The following is a 14725-nucleotide window of genomic DNA, read 5'->3' as shown; positions in this document are numbered from 1 at the left end:
ACCCACAACCTATTCTGGCACCCCTCCGGAAGGCGCTGACACAACAATATCAGCGCACGAACGCCAATGCTGCTGCCAATCCACATCTGAAGGTACGTGCCGATGGCACCTTCCACATCGCTACCCCGGCAGCCGGGGCGGATGGTTCCAGCCCAACCAATGAACTGTTTCCTCAACGGCACGATGTACCGCTGGCACAGGTGCTTGAGACGATCAATAATCACTGCGCGATGCTCGGCGCTTTCGAACACTGGCAGCAGACCCACATTCGTCAGGCGGTCTCCCGCCCCGCACTCCTGGCTGGGATCATGGGCCTTGGATGTGGAATCGGCGTGCGCAAAATGGCAAGGATCTCGTCTCGCGTGACCGAGGGCGAACTGGAACACATCGTTAATTGGCGGTTTTCTCTCGACAATATCCGCGCCGCGAACGACGCTGTGGTCAAAGCTATGGATGAGATGGACCTGCCCAATATCTATCGGAACAAGGCGGACAAGCTGCACACCGCCAGTGATGGGCAAAAGTTCGAGGTTCGCGGCGAAAGCCTCGCTGCCAGCCGTTCGTTCAAGTATTTTGGCCAGGGACAAGGCGTCAGCGCCTACACATTCGTTGATGAACGCCACATCCTCTGGCATTCCCTTATGATCAGCGCTGCTGATCGGGAAAGCGCGTTCGTAATCGATGGCCTCATGTGCAATGACGTCGTCAAAAGTGACATCCATTCCACCGACAGCCACGGCTACACCGAAGCCATCTTCGGGATGACGCACCTGCTGGGCTTTTCCTTCGCCCCACGGATCAAAGGCATTGGAAAACAGACCCTCTACATCTTCAAGCCGGACCGCCCAAGGGATCATGATTGGATCATCGCGCCGGACAAAACCATCAATGAGACCCTGATCCGCGAAAACTGGGATGCTCTGTTACGTCTGGTCGCCACCATCAAGCTCAAGGAAAACACCGCGTCCGACATCTTCCGGCGGCTCAATTCCTATTCCCGGCAGCACGCGCTCTATCAGACTCTGAAAGCCTTCGGGCAGATCATCAAATCGCTGTTCATCCTGCGCTATGTCGATGACCTGAGCCTGCGGCAGGCCATCGAACGTCAGCTCAACAAGGTCGAACTCGCCAACCGCTTCACCCGCGCTGTCGCCGTTGGCAATCCCCGCGAGTTCACCCAAGCCGAAAAAGAGGAACAGGAGATCGCCGAGGCCTGCAACCGCCTCATCAAAAACAGCATCATCTGTTGGAACTACCTCTACCTCGCCCACCAACTCGAAAGGGCCCCGGATGAGGAAACCAAAGAAAACCTGCGTCGCACGATCGCCGCACACGCCCCAATGGCCTGGGCACACATCAACATGCTCGGCGAATACGACTTCTCTGATGATAAACTCCGCGACGCGCTCGGAATCCTCCCCCTGAAATCAGCCGCCTGACACACCCTCCAGATCAGGGGGAGATAAAACAGGAAAAATCACAACGAATTAACCGCTTACAGAGATCCCTGTGGGACCAAACGTTCCTTTATGCCGACGGACCCGATGAACTGGATTTCGCCAAGGACGCCCGGCTGCTTGTTGTAGATGTGACCCCGCTTGATGGTTCGGATTGTTTCGATCCCGCTCAAAGTCGCTTAGGTTGATCGTAAGGATCGAAAACTCTGGCGATAACCGAAAAGAACCGCGCCATTTGCCACCGACGCGGACGTAGGTCGCGTCCACGTGCCAATCGGTGCTCGCACGACGCAGATGTTTCCCGGTTCGTTTTGTTCATTCGAGACCAAATTGCTGCACCCATCTATAAACCGTTGATCGGTCAACCCTGATACAGCGTTCGGAGAGTAGCTCGACCACGTCTTGATAAGACGGCGGATAGCGCAAATACCAACGTACCGCGTAAAGGGTGATGTCACAAGGGAAGCGGTGGTGTTTGAACGGAATTTTGCGCGGTATACCTCACCTCAAAACCCCGAAACTGGCGAGGTTAGTCATTAATGCAACAAACGTGGTCTGACCCCGGACACCCTTTATATCGCTCCACTTTGGACGAGATTAGAGCTGACTGGTGCAGCGCACCACGTGGAACGCTTGCATTTTTCGCTAGCGAAGCCTATCTTATAGCGATGAACAGCAAGCACCGGAAAACCCTTGCCGCCGTCTTCACCGATCCGGTGTCTGGCACCATCGAATGGGCGGCAGTCGAAAACCTGCTGCTGGCCGCAGGGGCACGACTGATCGAAGGGCGCGGATCACGGGTGCGGTTCGAGAAGGATGGCGAGGTAGGGGCGTTTCACCGTCCGCACCCTGCCAAGGAAGCGAAACGATACCAGGTGCGCGATGCCCGCGACTTTCTGGAACGGATCGGGGTAAGACCATGAGCAACACAATGACCTACAAGGGCTATGCTGCCCGGATTGAATATGACGACGAAGACGGGATTTTTACGGGCCGGATTGCCGGTATTCGCGACGGGGTAGGTTTTCATTCCGATACCGTGGAAGGGTTGCGCGAAGCCTTCCACGAGGCTGTCGAAGACTATATCGAAACCTGCGCCAAGATCGGCAAGGAGCCGCAGAAAGCCTATTCGGGACAGGTCATGTTCCGGGTCAGCCCCGATGTTCATCGCAAGGCTGCTTTGGCTGCCGAGCTGTCGGGCAAGAGCCTGAACCAATGGGCCGAAGAAGTGCTCAATCGGGCCGCCGGGTAAGCCGCCGTAACTTCACACGGTTTCGATTTTAACCCCTTGCAAAACAGGGGAAAGGAGACAGTTTAGGGTACGAAGGTAATGTTCCTATTTCTTGCCATCTTCACACCCATCAAAACCCCCTTTTTAACATCGGCCCGAAGCGGTCGATGAAGGACCAGTTCACCGCGTGTTCGAACCTGTCGTGCTCGTCACAGAGGCGTTCACATTCCACACAACCAGAACATCGCCCTCACGCAATGCCTTGAGGCAGGCGTCCAGACCGGAGCGGTCATCTTTCTTTCCGGATGCCAGATCCGAGTAAATCTGGTTCTCTTCGACACCTGATGCGATCAGGGCATCCCGTTGCAAGTCGAGGGATTGGCTGCCGTCGACTTTTGAGAACGCGTGCATAGCCGATCAGCATGTTTCACAAACGTTCTTTTGAGATGCTTTGGAAACAGATCTGCTTTTATGACCTCTACCGCTATTTGGGCATTTTTTCGTCGTTAAACGACGCTCGCTGTTCGATTGAGCGCCCTGTAAACGGTTGGCCTTGAGACGGCGAATAGCTCGGCGAGGTCGCTGATTGAATAGTCGCCGGTGTCGTGCATGCGGCGCAGTTCCTTGTGTTGTTTGTCGGACAGCTTCGGTTTCTTACCCTTAAGCTTTCCCTTGGCGCGGGCGATGGCCATGCCTTCGCGGGTACGCATGCGGATCAGGTCGACCTCGAACTCGGCGAAGGTGGCAAGGATGTTAAAGAACATCTTTCCCATCGGATCAGTCGGGTCATGGATACTAGCTCCGATGGCGAGTTTGACGCCAGTCTTTTCAAGCTGATCCGCAATCGCACGGGCGTCAGGGACGGAACGCGCCAGTCGATCAAGTTTTGGCACCACGAACGTATCCCCTTCGCGCACCGCTGCCAGAGCTTGGGCCAGACCGGAGCGCTCCCGGTTTTTGCCAGTTAGGCCGTGATCGGTGTAAATGCGATCTTCCGGCACATTAAGATCGAGAAGCGCCGCACGCTGTGCGGCGAGGTCTTGTTTGTCGGTCGAGCAGCGTGCGTAACCGATGCGGGTTTCAGTCATGTGTACGTCCTTGGGCCAGAAATGGCCGAAGATTGTCTGGCCATGCAATGAGTGTAACGCAAAGGGCCCCTTCAATGATATAATAATCGTACCAATCAAATGAGACTCTCTTTTCCCAATAGATGCTGATGAGAGGCCGGCGGCGAGAAGCCGTCCGGTGATCGATCCCCTTTCGGACAGATCAGTGAAGCACAGTGGAGGAAGCAATACGCCGGTTCGCCGTTCTGCGGCCTCATCTGGAAGAAGACGCATCTCTTGTTGTCGTCGCCCGCGCGGCCGATATTCCGATCCGGACGGCACAACGGTGGCTGGTGCGCTACGGACTGGAAGGTCTGGGTGGGCTGGAGAGCAAAACACGATCGGACCGAGACATACGCAAACTACCCGAAAATCTGGTTGCTCTGATCGAGGGCTGGCGCTTCACAAACCCCGACCATCCTCTGCCGCAATCTGTCGGCGTGTTGACGCCGTTGCCAAGAGTCGGGGGTGGCCTGTCCCATCCTATGGCACCGTTCATTCCATCGTGCAGGCGCTCGATCCTGCGATGGTCACGCTGGCACAAGATGGACCATGTGCCTCTCGAGACCGCTTCGCGTTTGAAATCTTCACTATGTTTAGGTGCCATATCCGGTTTCCTCTATGGCAAGCATTGCTCGCAAGAAACCGAAACGGAAGTGAATCAAGTCAACCTGACAGTTTTGGGTGAAGTGGAACGGGAGAACGTCCGCCTTCGCAAGGAAGTCTGCCTGCTGCGAGAGAAGAGGGTAGTGCTAAAAAAACCGGCCGGTTTGGAGCCGCCTGTGCGCGGTAGAAACAGCCTGTGCTATCAACTCCGCCGGAGGGCTGTCAATCGGCATCCAATGTTGGATCTGAAGCAGATTTGGTGCAGCCCAACCTGCTAAGCGCTATATATCGGCAGGTTCTTCAGGAGGTTGCCGATAGCGTCACAGTTTTCACGGCGGGATTTCCTGCCAGCAGGTCTCAAAGCCAACCAGGTTGAGCTTGTCGGGAACACGGTTCGGATCCACTCGCGTTCCGCCAAAGCCACGGCGGCCCTCGCTGAAGCCCGAAGACTGACCGACCGGTTTACCGACATGGTACGCAATGCTCGCGAAGGCGCGCTGGAAGGATGGCTGAAAGAAGCGGAGGACGGGCTGCTCGGTGCCTTCGCTCGTGGGCTCCGGTGCGATCAAGCCGCGGTCGCCGCAGCGCTGAGGGAGCGATGGTCGAATGGCCAGACCGAAGGGCAGATTAACCGCCTCAAGACGCTCAAACGCCAGATGTATGGAAGGGCGAACATCAACCTGCTCAAAGCGCGGCTCGTTCAAGCGACCTGATCTGAGAGGGGCCGAAGTTGCACCAAAACTGAGTCAGAGCCACTTTTGGACGCCGATCACCCCAATACAGAGGTCAATGTTGCATGCTGATCCACGGCTTGGCACACGGCAGCTCTCGGAACTTCTCGACAATGCAGAAGAGTATTATTCGCGCAAGGCGGAACTGGTCCAGCTGCGCTCCGAACTCGCGCGAAATCAGCTGGAATGCGCGGTGCGCAGCGGACGATTGCGGAACGCGCATCTATGGTTATCCTCTGAGGTTCGATCCGATCTAATTGCGCTTTATGTGAGCGCCTCCGCTGCGCGGCTCCCTACCCTGCCGCGCGACCCATGATCTCTTGACCCACTGGTTCAGACTCTTGCCGGAGAACTAGGCCGCGAGCGCGGCCTTGCGGTACACTTCAGGATCGACCCGGAACATCACCTGACCAGAATAAGCCTTCTGCGGCTCCTTGTCGATCTTCTCGCAGGTTTCAATGTAATCCTCGACCGCTTCGTGAAAGGCATCCGTCAGCCCTTTTACAGTGTCGGCATGGAAGCCGACACCATCGCGGATACCCTTCCTACAAAAAATGAACCCCTTGACGATGTCGTCGGTGTGAATCCTTCCGTTCTCGTGAGTTTTACGCACCTTCTGCGCTTGACCTCTTTACTTGTACTCAATCTTGTACAGATAGAGGGGCGAAGGAAATTCGACATGGATGTTATGACCTACTCAGACGCACGTGCTCAACTGAAGAGCCTCATGGATCGAGCTATTCATGACAAGCAGGAAGTTGTCGTGACGCGCAAGAAGGGCGAGTCCGTTGTCGTCGTATCCTTGGACACCTGGAACGCCGTCAATGAGACGTTGCACCTCTTGTCCACACCGAAAAACGCATCTCGCTTGCGCGCGTCGATCGCGCAACTCGATTCTGGAACTGGCGAAGAGCATGAGCTGACCGAGTGAGGCTGGTTTTTTCCGATCAGGCCTGGGAAGACTATCAGTACTGGGTCAGCGCCAACGACAAGGTACGTGATCGGATCAACGAGCTGATCAAGCAATGCACGCGAACCCCTTTCAAAGGAACCGGAAAGCCGGAACCTTTGAAAGGAGATCTCACCGGCTGGTGGTCACGGCGGATTTCTCGGGAAGATCGAATAGTCTACCGGGTCAGTGGTACTGGCGACAGCCAGAGCCTAAAGATTGCGCAACTGCGATTTCATTACTGAAAACCCGTAGGGTTGAACGACCACGATGTGACGAGGTCGAACTTATCGAATCATTTATAACTATAACTATAACTATAACTTTAAATCTATAGCTATAGTCAACTATAGTGTTGACGTTAGAGTTAAACAAAAGCATTCTCCCCCCATGTATGTAATCACCTTCGCAAACCCGAAAGGCGGTTCGGGGAAAACCACGTCCGCCATGCTATTGGCCGAACAGATCGCTATTTCTGGCGGTCGTGTTGCTATTCTTGATCTGGACCCAAACGCAAACATCCTTGCCTGGTCGCAGACCCGCGAAGCCGAAGGTAGGGACGTTCCTTTCACTGTTCATGCACGACCGCAGGTTGAAGAGACCGTCGAGCTCATCGACAGCCTATCCAACGAGGCCGACTATCTCATCATCGACCTTGAGGGATCGAAGGATCAGATCGTCACGTTTGCGCTTTCGCGGACAGATTTGTGTATCATCCCCCTCGATGGTGCCCCCATGGAAGCCCGACAGGCAGCGCAAGCGGTTCGCTTAGTGCAAACCACAGCAAACATGATCCGCGCGCAAATCCACTACGCTCTGTTGTTCACACGCACCAACGCCGCATTCCAGACCACGGATGAGCGTGACGTGCGGCAAGAAATGCAGCTCAACAACATTCCGACGCTGCCAGTTCGGATAGCCAAGCGCGCGCCTTACACACGCATCTTCCGGGACGGTGTGCTCTTGTCGGAACTGCCGGGCATCGTGACACACGAAATGCAGGGCAAAACCGCGTCTGTGACCGATAAGGCCATGAAACAGGTGGCCGGAGCCATCGAGAATGCCCGCGACTACGCACAAACAGTCATTGCAACTCTCACGAAGGAGCAGGCATGAGTGGGAAATACGGTTTCTCCGGCGGGATCGACCTGCCCAAGACGACGCCAGCGCCTAAGCCTCGGCCAAAGCTCGATGACAGCTCATTAAGCGAGGCTGTGAAGGCCGGGGCCGATCTTGGCTTCATCAGCAGGGAGCCCGCGACGCGCCTTAAACCTGGCCCCAAACGCAAAGAGGCCCAGGACAAAGTTTCGATACCTGGCCCGAAGCGCGTAGTAGATGATTTCCGGGCTTTTTGTTCAACGCGCGATCTTACCCTGTGGCAGGGTCTAGAGCTGTTGCTTAAAGAACAGAAGGGAAGAAGCGGCTAAGGGTTGCCGCGTTTCTCAAAGATTTTCCGGCAGAACCCTAGGAACGCCCTGTCTGGGTTGGCCGGTGCATCGAGGCCACCGTCTGCCATCCATTCGCGCCATTCTTGCTCTAACGTGTAGATATCCCATCCCGGCGCAACCTTGCGAGCCTCCTGATACACGTCAGGGCTCAAACGGATTGCCCCGGATGCTGCAGCAAGAGCCTGCGGATTTTCCGCGTGACGGTTTGCAAATACGACCATGTTTTCGTCTAATCGGACTGAATAATCCGGCATGTGATTGTACGCCTCATCTTGAGCAACGATGTTGCCAACCAGCCGCTTAAATTCGCGCGGGGTCGAGGCCGATCCACACTTGTCTTGCAAAGCAGACAGACTGATTTTCCAATCTTTCTTAGAGCCACAGTGTTTGCGGGCGATCTCATATATGCGTCGCTCTAAGGGCTTGCGCAGCCGGAAATAATTCCGGTGGAGGGTAAGCACTTCGTGTGCTTGGATCGCGTTGAACACCCAATCAGAGAGCTGCACCTCGATTTCCTGCATCCGACCATCACGGGTTTCACGTACGATACGAGCGCGGTCGATGATGCTGAAAATATCCAATTGCTCGACATCGCCGGTCACGATGTTCGTCTCAATCTGTGTTCCTTGAAGGCGGGCGAGGGCGCTCCGTAGACCAATATAACCGCGCCCATCAGATGGTCGGTTTGTTGCTTTCAAAAGGTCGAACGCTTTCAAGCGAACTATTTTCGAAACCTTCTGACCCTTGTTGATAGCTCCCATGATTTGACTGATGCAGTAGATAAGCACATCGCGATCGTGGATCGTTGCCAGACCATCGGACGAAGGTTTCACTTCGAGATAGTTTCGCCCCGTCCCATCCTCGTATCGCCGCACTCGGTGATCTGGTTTTGTCGAAAGCGAGAAAATCGGATGCGCCATCGAAGCCATGTCACCCTTGGGTGCGGCATCAAAAATATCGCATACAAAAAAGTCGCCTTGTTCCTGCCGATCTGGCAGCAAGGGAGAGCGGTCGCTGTCTTTCGTGATTTCACACACCATGGCCTATGGTTCGTGATTTCACACACGCGGTCAAGCTCTTTCGTGATTTCACACACAAACACAAATCTTTCGTGTCTTTACACACGTTCTTTCGTGTCTTTACACACGATTTATCGTGACTCTACACACAGACTACTTCTAAAAGCCTAATAAGCTCATAGGCCTACGAACACTTATCCACAGCGTAACACTCTATATAACACATATTTAACACTAGGAAGTTTCCCATCATTTCACCCAAAGGGTCCCACCCCCAACATATCGGGGAGGGACTGATGCTGTAACCGCCCCCCCGACGTCACTCTTGTGTCAAGGTGGGTCATGTTTGATCCAATTAGGAGGACGGTTATGTCAACGCTTGTTATTGTTGGTCTCGATCTCGCAAAGGATGTGTTCCAAGTTCACGGTGCCGATGCATCTGGCAAGGTATTGTTTCGAAAAAAGCTGCGACGCGGTCAGGTTTTGGAGTTCTTCAATGAGTTACCAGCTTGTGTGATTGCAATGGAGGCTTGTGGGGGTGCCCACTTTTGGGGCCGCGAAATCGGCAAGTTGGGGCACGAGGTGCGGCTGATCCCGCCCTCCTATGTTAAGCCGTTCGTGAAGAGGCAAAAGAACGATGCGGCAGATGCCGAGGCGATTTGTGAGGCTGCGGTGCGCCCGACAATGCGGTTTGTTTCCGTGAAGAGCGAAGAAACGCAAGGCGCGGCAATGGTTTTCCGCGTCCGGGAACTTCTCATCCGGCAGCGGACCCAAACCATCAATGCCTTGCGAGGGCACTTGAATGAATTCGGGCAAATCGTACCCCAAGGCGTAGCAAATGCCTCGAAGCTCGTGGCACTCGTCGAGTGTTCAGAGTGTGAACTGCCAATGGAAGCCATTGCAACGTTTCAAGCCCTCATTGCAACACTCGGGCATTTTGAAACTGAAATTGCCAAGCTTGATGCCGAGATCACCCGCCGGGCCAAAGAAGACGATCTTGCGCGGCGCCTGATGACAGTACCAGGTATCGGCCCGCTGATTGCCACTGCAATTGCTACTCTTGCTCCGCCACCAGAAAACTTCCGGAGGGCGCGTGATTTTGCGGCCTGGCTTGGGCTGGTGCCGCGTCAACATTCGACGGGCGGCAAGCAAAGGCTTGGGGCAACGACTAAGATGGGAGAGCGAACTCTGAGACGATTGCTAATTATTGGTGCGAACAGTGTCATAATCAAACGACACATCCATCAAGAGGCTCAGCCAGGAACGTGGTTGGGTAATCTGCTGCTACGCAAGCCACCGATGTTAGTTCGGGTGGCACTCGCAAACAAAATGGCGCGCATCGTCTGGGCCTTGATGGCCCGTGGTGGTGTCTACCAGTCTCCGGTAGCGGCAGCATAAGGCTGCCGTGGCTGCGAGAACGTCGGAGCGTAAGAGGGCAAGGAGTAGTTTGGCGCAATAGTCGTGAGACAGGTTCAACAAGTCAGTATGCAACATGTGCCAATGAGCACGCGGGACTGATCTGACCTTGAACTTCGAACACCATACGGGCCCGCAGCATGTAGTGCGCTGCATCAGAGGCCGGATACATGTCAGCACCCGATAACGCGTCACTATCAGCTCCGAAATTACCTCTTGCGCAAGGGGCGGTTATACATGTTGCATTAATTGTCTGAGGGGGTGGAGATCACGGTCCGAGCCATTGATCATCGGGCGTTGCCTAAATCGAGCGCAGCGCCGGGAAGGTGCACTTTACAGCTTGGCGGCAGATCTGTCTCGAGGTGATCGAGGCCAACCTTGAGAAGCGGTCTCAAGCCAACCGCAAAGCGGTGCGGGATCGTTTCGAGCGCCAACTGGAGGGCGACTTCGAGCTCGACCAATTTTGCCGTTACAGCTGGCCCGCGCGGGCAGTGTTTACCAAGGTGCGCGACTTCTGGTCCTGATCCCCGAGGGGTTGCCAGAACAGATCATTTGACGCGTCGCGCGGGCGACGCCGAAGGCTGGAGCGGGGCAGGGCGGCCTCTCATTTGAAAAGGGAGCGCCACGCTGTTGATCAAACCCCGGAAGCGCTAATGGCGCGCCTGCCAAGGCAATCAGCAGACCGGTCGGCGATAGGTGATCAATCAGCGGGCAGGTCCGCGAGGGCCTAGGCGCACTTAAATGCCTTCACGAAGGCCTCGGATGTCCCGTTGGACTGAGGGCGCTTGTCCGTCGCTTCACAGCTTCGAGCAGCATGTCGCGAGAATCCGCCCCGCTGGTCAATCTGTGACGTGTATAGATTAGGCTTATTCTAATATAGGGATATTAGATTTTCAATTTTTTCGTGTCCATGGATACTCTGCAGCTGAATCGGTATTTGAGCGTGAGCGCAAATAGTGGCGTCACGGTTTTCGGAACGCTTCCGAGCGAAGCCGTCGCCACTGCTAGAAATCCAGCCTGCGAAACGGAGGACAGGGAACTAACATGAACTACACCAGAGAATGCAGATTCGAGGCACTCGACGGCGTTTCCTACGAAAAAACCCAAGACCACATCGACGAGCGGCGAATCGCAGAGAAACGCTGCGCTCATCGCTCAGCGCCCGACGCGCGCGTATTGCTCAGCTTCGATCCGGCCCGCGCCTACCTGTTTGACGCCGAGACCGAAGCGCGTACTCGCTGACATCACAACGGCGCATCGCGCGAAATCCATAGGATGCTCACTTGGCCAAGATACTTGTCTGTGGCGGTGCCGGCTATATCGGCTCGCACATGGTGCGCCAGCTTGTGCAGAACAACTACGATGTCGTGGTCTTCGACAACCTGTCGCAAGGCAACGCCGACGCGGTGGGCGACGTGCCGCTGGTGCAGGGCGACCTGCTGAACCGCGACGCGCTTGACGCCGTGTTTGCCGAGCACGATTTCGATGCGGTCTACCACTTCGCGGCGCTGATTGCGGTGGGCGAGTCTGTGGCGGCACCCGACATCTACTACCGAAACAACGTCACCGGCACATTGAACCTGCTGGACGCAATGCGGGTGGCCAGGGTGGACAAGTTTGTGTTCTCCTCGACCGCGGCGATCTTCGGCAATCCGCAGGCCGAGTTGATCGACGAAGGCCACCCCAAGGTGCCGCTCAATCCCTATGGCCGGTCCAAGCTGATGATCGAGCAGGTGCTGGCGGATTACGGCCATGCTTTCGGCATCCGTTCGGTCTTTTTCCGCTACTTCAATGCCGCCGGTGCCCATACCTCTGGGGAGATCGGCGAGGCGCACGATCCGGAGACCCACTTGGTGCCCAATGTGCTGCTGGCAGCCATGGGCGAACGCGACGGGCTGGAGATCTTCGGTGACGATTACGACACCCGCGACGGCACCAACATTCGCGACTACATCCATATCGACGATATCGCCTCGGCGCACCTCACCGCGCTCGACTACATGGAGAAGAACCCCGGCACCCATGCCTTCAACCTCGGCAATGGCAACGGCTTTTCCAACAAGGAGGTGATTAACGCCGCCGAAAAGGTGATCGGCAAGAACCACAAGATCCCCTACCGGATTGCGCCGCGCCGTGCGGGAGACGCCGCGGTTCTGGTAGCCGACAGCCGCCGCGCACGGGAAGAGCTGGGCTGGTCTCCGCAGACCCCCGACATTGAGACCATCATCGAGACCGCCTGGAACTGGCACCGCGCCCCAAAATTCGGGCCGTTCGCGAAATAGAGGAAAGGGAGGGTGCCATGGCAGAGCCCGAATTCACCGAAGATCCGCACCGCCGCTACAACCCGCTCAAGGGTGAATGGGTGCTGGTGTCGCCGCATCGCAACACGCGGCCTTGGCAGGGCCAGGTCGAGGCAGCCGCGGGCGACGACAAGCCTGCGCATGATCCCACGTGCTTCCTCTGTTCCGGCAACACGCGGGTCAACGGCGTGGTCAACCCGACCTACGACGGCCCCTTCGTCTTCGACAACGATTTTCCCGCGCTGCTGAGCGACAAGCCCAAGGCCGTGCAGGACGACGATCCGCTGTTCCGCGCCGAGACGGTGCGCGGCACTGCGCGGGTGATCTGTTTCTCCGAGCGTCACGACCTGACGCTGCCGGAACTGTCAGTTGCTTGCATTCGCCGGGTGGTCGATCTCTGGGCCGAACAGCTGGAGGACCTGGGCAAGGACCACGACTGGGTGGCGATCTTCGAGAATAAGGGCGCGGTTATGGGCTGTTCCAACCCGCATCCGCACGGCCAGATCTGGGCCAGCGACTTCATTCCCAACGAGGTCGCCTGTGAGGACCAGTGCCAGCGGCAACATGCCGAGGACACCGGCGAGACCCTGCTGGTCGCCTATGCCGCGCGCGAGGCCGCCGACGGCACCCGGACCGTAGTCGAGAATGAGCATTGGATCGCTGTCGTGCCATATTGGGCGATCTGGCCGTTCGAGACCATGGTGATGCCCAAGCGCCACGTGCTGCGGCTGACGGACCTCGACACCGACGAGCGCGACGCGCTGGCCGATGTGCTCAAGCGCCTCTGCACCCGTTGCGATAATCTGTTCAAGACCGAGTTTCCCTACACCATGGGCTGGCACGGTGCGCCCTTGACGGAGGGCGATCACGGCCATTGGCAGTTGCACGCACATTTCTATCCGCCGCTGCTGCGCTCGGCCACGGTGCGCAAGTTCATGGTCGGCTACGAAATGCTGTCCGAGGCGCAGCGCGACCTGACCGCCGAGACCGCCGCTGCGCGCCTGCGGGAGCAATCCGAAGTGCATTACAAGTCGGGGACAACACATGATCGATAACGCCGCCAACATCCTGCTGGCGCGGGTGGCCGAGGCCTACAAGGCGCATTTCGGCATTCCGCCCGAGGCGGTGGCTTTTGCGCCGGGCCGGGTCAACCTGCTGGGCGAGCACACAGATTACAACGGCGGCCTCGTCCTGCCGATGCCGCTCCGGCTGGGCACTGCGATGGCGGCGGGCCAGGGCGGCACGGCCGGCAAGCTGCGCGTGGCCAGCGCGGATTTCGAGAGCGAAGAGGTCCGCGATTTGTGCGAGAACGCCAGCGATGCCTGGTCGGACTACGTGCTTGGCAGCTTCCGCAACGCGCCCGGTCTGAAGGAAGGCTCCGGCCTCACCGCGATGGTCGTCAGCAACCTGCCGATGGGCGCGGGCCTGTCCAGTTCCGCGGCGATCGAGGTCTGCACTCTGCGCACCGCTGACATTCTGTTTGGCACGGAGACCGACCCGGTCACCGTGGCGAAGCTGGCCCGCAAGGTCGAGAACGAATTTGTCGGCATGCCCTGCGGCATCATGGACCAATTCGCTGTTTCGGTAGGTGAGGTCGCCCAAGCGGTCTTTCTCGACACGAGGACACTGCACCACGAACCGGTGCCATTACCTGAGGGCTACTCGTTCCTCGTGGTGCATTCCGGCGCGTCGCACAAGCTGACCGACGGTGGCTATGCCACCCGCGTCGCCGAATGTCAGGCCGCCTGCAAGGCGTTGGGGGTGGAGGCGCTGAGCAATCTCGATCTCGACGACATGGAGCGGATCGAGGCGCTGGACGAACCGCTGAACCGGCGCGCACGTCATATCGTGACCGAGAACGACCGCGTGAAGCGCGGCGCAAAGACACTGGAGGCGGGCGATGCGGCGGCATTTGCGAATTTGATGATCGCCAGTCACCACTCGCAAAGCGCCGATTACGCCGTATCCCTGCCCGAAATCGACAGGCTGGTCGATGGCGCTCTGGCGGCGGGAGCGATCGGCGCGCGGTTGACGGGGGGCGGTTTCGGTGGCTCGATCGTGGTGCTGGTGGCCGCAGAAAGGCTGGGCGACGTGCGCGACACTCTGACCAAGAATTTTCCGATGGTGCGTGTCCTGACTGCAGCCTGAATCTCAACATCCGGAGCGCGGGGTACGTAGCGCACCCTTGGTGCCTGTTTCTGCGCCGCGCAATGGGCGAGCGAGGTCTGTCGGAACGGCGCCTGTCGTATGTCGGCAGCCGGAAGGTCACTCAGAGGAAAAGGGAATGTTTACTAGCAGGTCTGCTCGGCGAGACAAGCACTGCCGTGCGGGCTGCCCCACACGGCACATCGCAGATGCTCGGCCCATATCTCACGAGCACCCTGGCAGGGAATCTAACTTTTCCGGATCAATTTCTCTCGAACATAGATGCCAGGGTCACAAAAGACTCGCAAACTCATGTC

The 14725-nt window shown here is 57.2% G+C and carries 18 protein-coding genes and 2 pseudogenes; 15 read left to right on the top strand and 5 right to left on the bottom strand.

Annotation, left to right across the window (positions count from 1 at the left end; all coding sequences use genetic code 11):
* Positions 1-1439, top strand: a 1439-nt coding sequence (locus DMZ65_RS16450; protein ID WP_157960648.1) for a Tn3 family transposase, incomplete at its 5' end; no start/stop codon positions are given.
* Between the two features lie 56 nt (positions 1440-1495).
* Here DMZ65_RS16450 and DMZ65_RS20205 read toward each other — a convergent pair.
* Positions 1496-1955 (bottom strand): annotated as a pseudogene (locus DMZ65_RS20205) (transposase family protein).
* Between the two features lie 170 nt (positions 1956-2125).
* Here DMZ65_RS20205 and DMZ65_RS16440 point away from each other — a divergent pair.
* Both DMZ65_RS16440 and DMZ65_RS16435 read left to right on the top strand, forming a co-directional pair.
* Positions 2126-2380, top strand: coding sequence for a type II toxin-antitoxin system HicA family toxin (locus DMZ65_RS16440; protein WP_084355133.1), 255 nt, complete (start codon positions 2126-2128; stop codon positions 2378-2380).
* Positions 2377-2709, top strand: a complete 333-nt coding sequence (locus DMZ65_RS16435; protein WP_084355134.1) for a type II toxin-antitoxin system HicB family antitoxin — start codon at positions 2377-2379, stop codon at positions 2707-2709. Before DMZ65_RS16440 ends, DMZ65_RS16435 begins: the two co-directional genes overlap by 4 nt.
* 159 nt (positions 2710-2868) lie before the next feature.
* Here DMZ65_RS16435 and DMZ65_RS16430 read toward each other — a convergent pair whose 3' ends face one another.
* Together DMZ65_RS16430 and DMZ65_RS16425 are read right to left on the bottom strand one after the other, a co-directional pair.
* A complete protein-coding gene (locus tag DMZ65_RS16430) occupies positions 2869-3099 on the bottom strand; it encodes a recombinase family protein (RefSeq protein ID WP_438942743.1) in 231 nt (76 codons plus the stop codon).
* Positions 3100-3194: 95 nt separating this feature from the next.
* Entirely contained in the window at positions 3195-3776 is a 582-nt protein-coding gene (locus DMZ65_RS16425; RefSeq protein ID WP_084355141.1) for a recombinase family protein, read from the bottom strand.
* A 194-nt stretch (positions 3777-3970) separates the two neighbouring features.
* Here DMZ65_RS16425 and DMZ65_RS19530 point away from each other — a divergent pair, with 194 nt between their 5' ends.
* Both DMZ65_RS19530 and DMZ65_RS16420 read left to right on the top strand, forming a co-directional pair.
* Positions 3971-4678, top strand: a complete 708-nt coding sequence (locus DMZ65_RS19530; RefSeq protein WP_143514696.1) for a helix-turn-helix domain-containing protein — start codon at positions 3971-3973, stop codon at positions 4676-4678.
* 141 nt (positions 4679-4819) lie between these two features.
* A pseudogene (locus DMZ65_RS16420) lies at positions 4820-5113 on the top strand (transposase); the annotation flags it as partial.
* A 370-nt stretch (positions 5114-5483) separates the two neighbouring features.
* Here DMZ65_RS16420 and DMZ65_RS16415 read toward each other — a convergent pair.
* On the bottom strand, positions 5484-5744 hold the full coding sequence (locus DMZ65_RS16415) for a type II toxin-antitoxin system HicB family antitoxin (RefSeq protein WP_084355136.1): 261 nt from the start codon (positions 5742-5744) through the stop codon (positions 5484-5486).
* A gap of 66 nt (positions 5745-5810) precedes the next feature.
* Between DMZ65_RS16415 and DMZ65_RS16410 the strand changes: the two genes are divergently transcribed.
* The 4 genes from DMZ65_RS16410 (at position 5811) to DMZ65_RS16395 (ending at position 7507) form a co-directional block, all read left to right on the top strand.
* Complete coding sequence (locus DMZ65_RS16410) at positions 5811-6062, top strand: type II toxin-antitoxin system Phd/YefM family antitoxin (protein WP_179141569.1); 252 nt, start codon at positions 5811-5813, stop codon at positions 6060-6062.
* A complete protein-coding gene (locus DMZ65_RS16405; protein ID WP_084355137.1) occupies positions 6059-6325 on the top strand; it encodes a Txe/YoeB family addiction module toxin in 267 nt (88 codons plus the stop codon). The genes DMZ65_RS16410 and DMZ65_RS16405 overlap by 4 nt, the downstream gene beginning before the upstream one ends.
* 145 nt (positions 6326-6470) lie before the next feature.
* Positions 6471-7196 (top strand): AAA family ATPase, encoded by a 726-nt coding sequence (locus tag DMZ65_RS16400; protein ID WP_084355138.1) that lies wholly within the window; start codon positions 6471-6473, stop codon positions 7194-7196.
* Complete coding sequence (locus DMZ65_RS16395; RefSeq protein ID WP_084355139.1) at positions 7193-7507, top strand: hypothetical protein; 315 nt, start codon at positions 7193-7195, stop codon at positions 7505-7507. Before DMZ65_RS16400 ends, DMZ65_RS16395 begins: the two co-directional genes overlap by 4 nt.
* On the opposite strand, the gene DMZ65_RS16390 is transcribed toward DMZ65_RS16395, so the two are convergent.
* A complete protein-coding gene (locus DMZ65_RS16390) occupies positions 7504-8568 on the bottom strand; it encodes a replication initiator protein A (protein ID WP_084355140.1) in 1065 nt (354 codons plus the stop codon). The genes DMZ65_RS16395 and DMZ65_RS16390 overlap by 4 nt on opposite strands.
* A gap of 348 nt (positions 8569-8916) precedes the next feature.
* On the opposite strand from DMZ65_RS16390, the gene DMZ65_RS16385 reads away from it, so the two are divergent.
* The 6 genes from DMZ65_RS16385 (at position 8917) to galK (ending at position 14411) form a co-directional block, all read left to right on the top strand.
* On the top strand, positions 8917-9945 hold the full coding sequence (locus DMZ65_RS16385) for an IS110 family RNA-guided transposase (RefSeq protein WP_116599911.1): 1029 nt from the start codon (positions 8917-8919) through the stop codon (positions 9943-9945).
* Between the two features lie 380 nt (positions 9946-10325).
* Complete coding sequence (locus DMZ65_RS19525) at positions 10326-10487, top strand: hypothetical protein (RefSeq protein WP_157960662.1); 162 nt, start codon at positions 10326-10328, stop codon at positions 10485-10487.
* Positions 10488-11007: 520 nt separating this feature from the next.
* A complete protein-coding gene (locus DMZ65_RS16380; RefSeq protein ID WP_084354998.1) occupies positions 11008-11205 on the top strand; it encodes a hypothetical protein in 198 nt (65 codons plus the stop codon).
* Between the two features lie 41 nt (positions 11206-11246).
* A complete protein-coding gene (gene galE, locus DMZ65_RS16375) occupies positions 11247-12245 on the top strand; it encodes a UDP-glucose 4-epimerase GalE (RefSeq protein ID WP_116599910.1) in 999 nt (332 codons plus the stop codon).
* 17 nt (positions 12246-12262) lie between these two features.
* Complete coding sequence (locus DMZ65_RS16370; RefSeq protein ID WP_084354999.1) at positions 12263-13318, top strand: UDP-glucose--hexose-1-phosphate uridylyltransferase; 1056 nt, start codon at positions 12263-12265, stop codon at positions 13316-13318.
* Entirely contained in the window at positions 13308-14411 is a 1104-nt protein-coding gene (gene galK / locus DMZ65_RS16365) for a galactokinase (RefSeq protein WP_084355000.1), read from the top strand. Before DMZ65_RS16370 ends, galK begins: the two co-directional genes overlap by 11 nt.
* Positions 14412-14725: the final 314 nt, after the last annotated feature.

It is taken from the genome of Primorskyibacter marinus, assembly GCF_003313245.1.
Lineage (GTDB): Bacteria > Pseudomonadota > Alphaproteobacteria > Rhodobacterales > Rhodobacteraceae > Primorskyibacter > Primorskyibacter marinus.
Note: the sequence above shows the minus strand (reverse complement) of the source record. Positions and strands in the feature narration are given on the sequence as shown.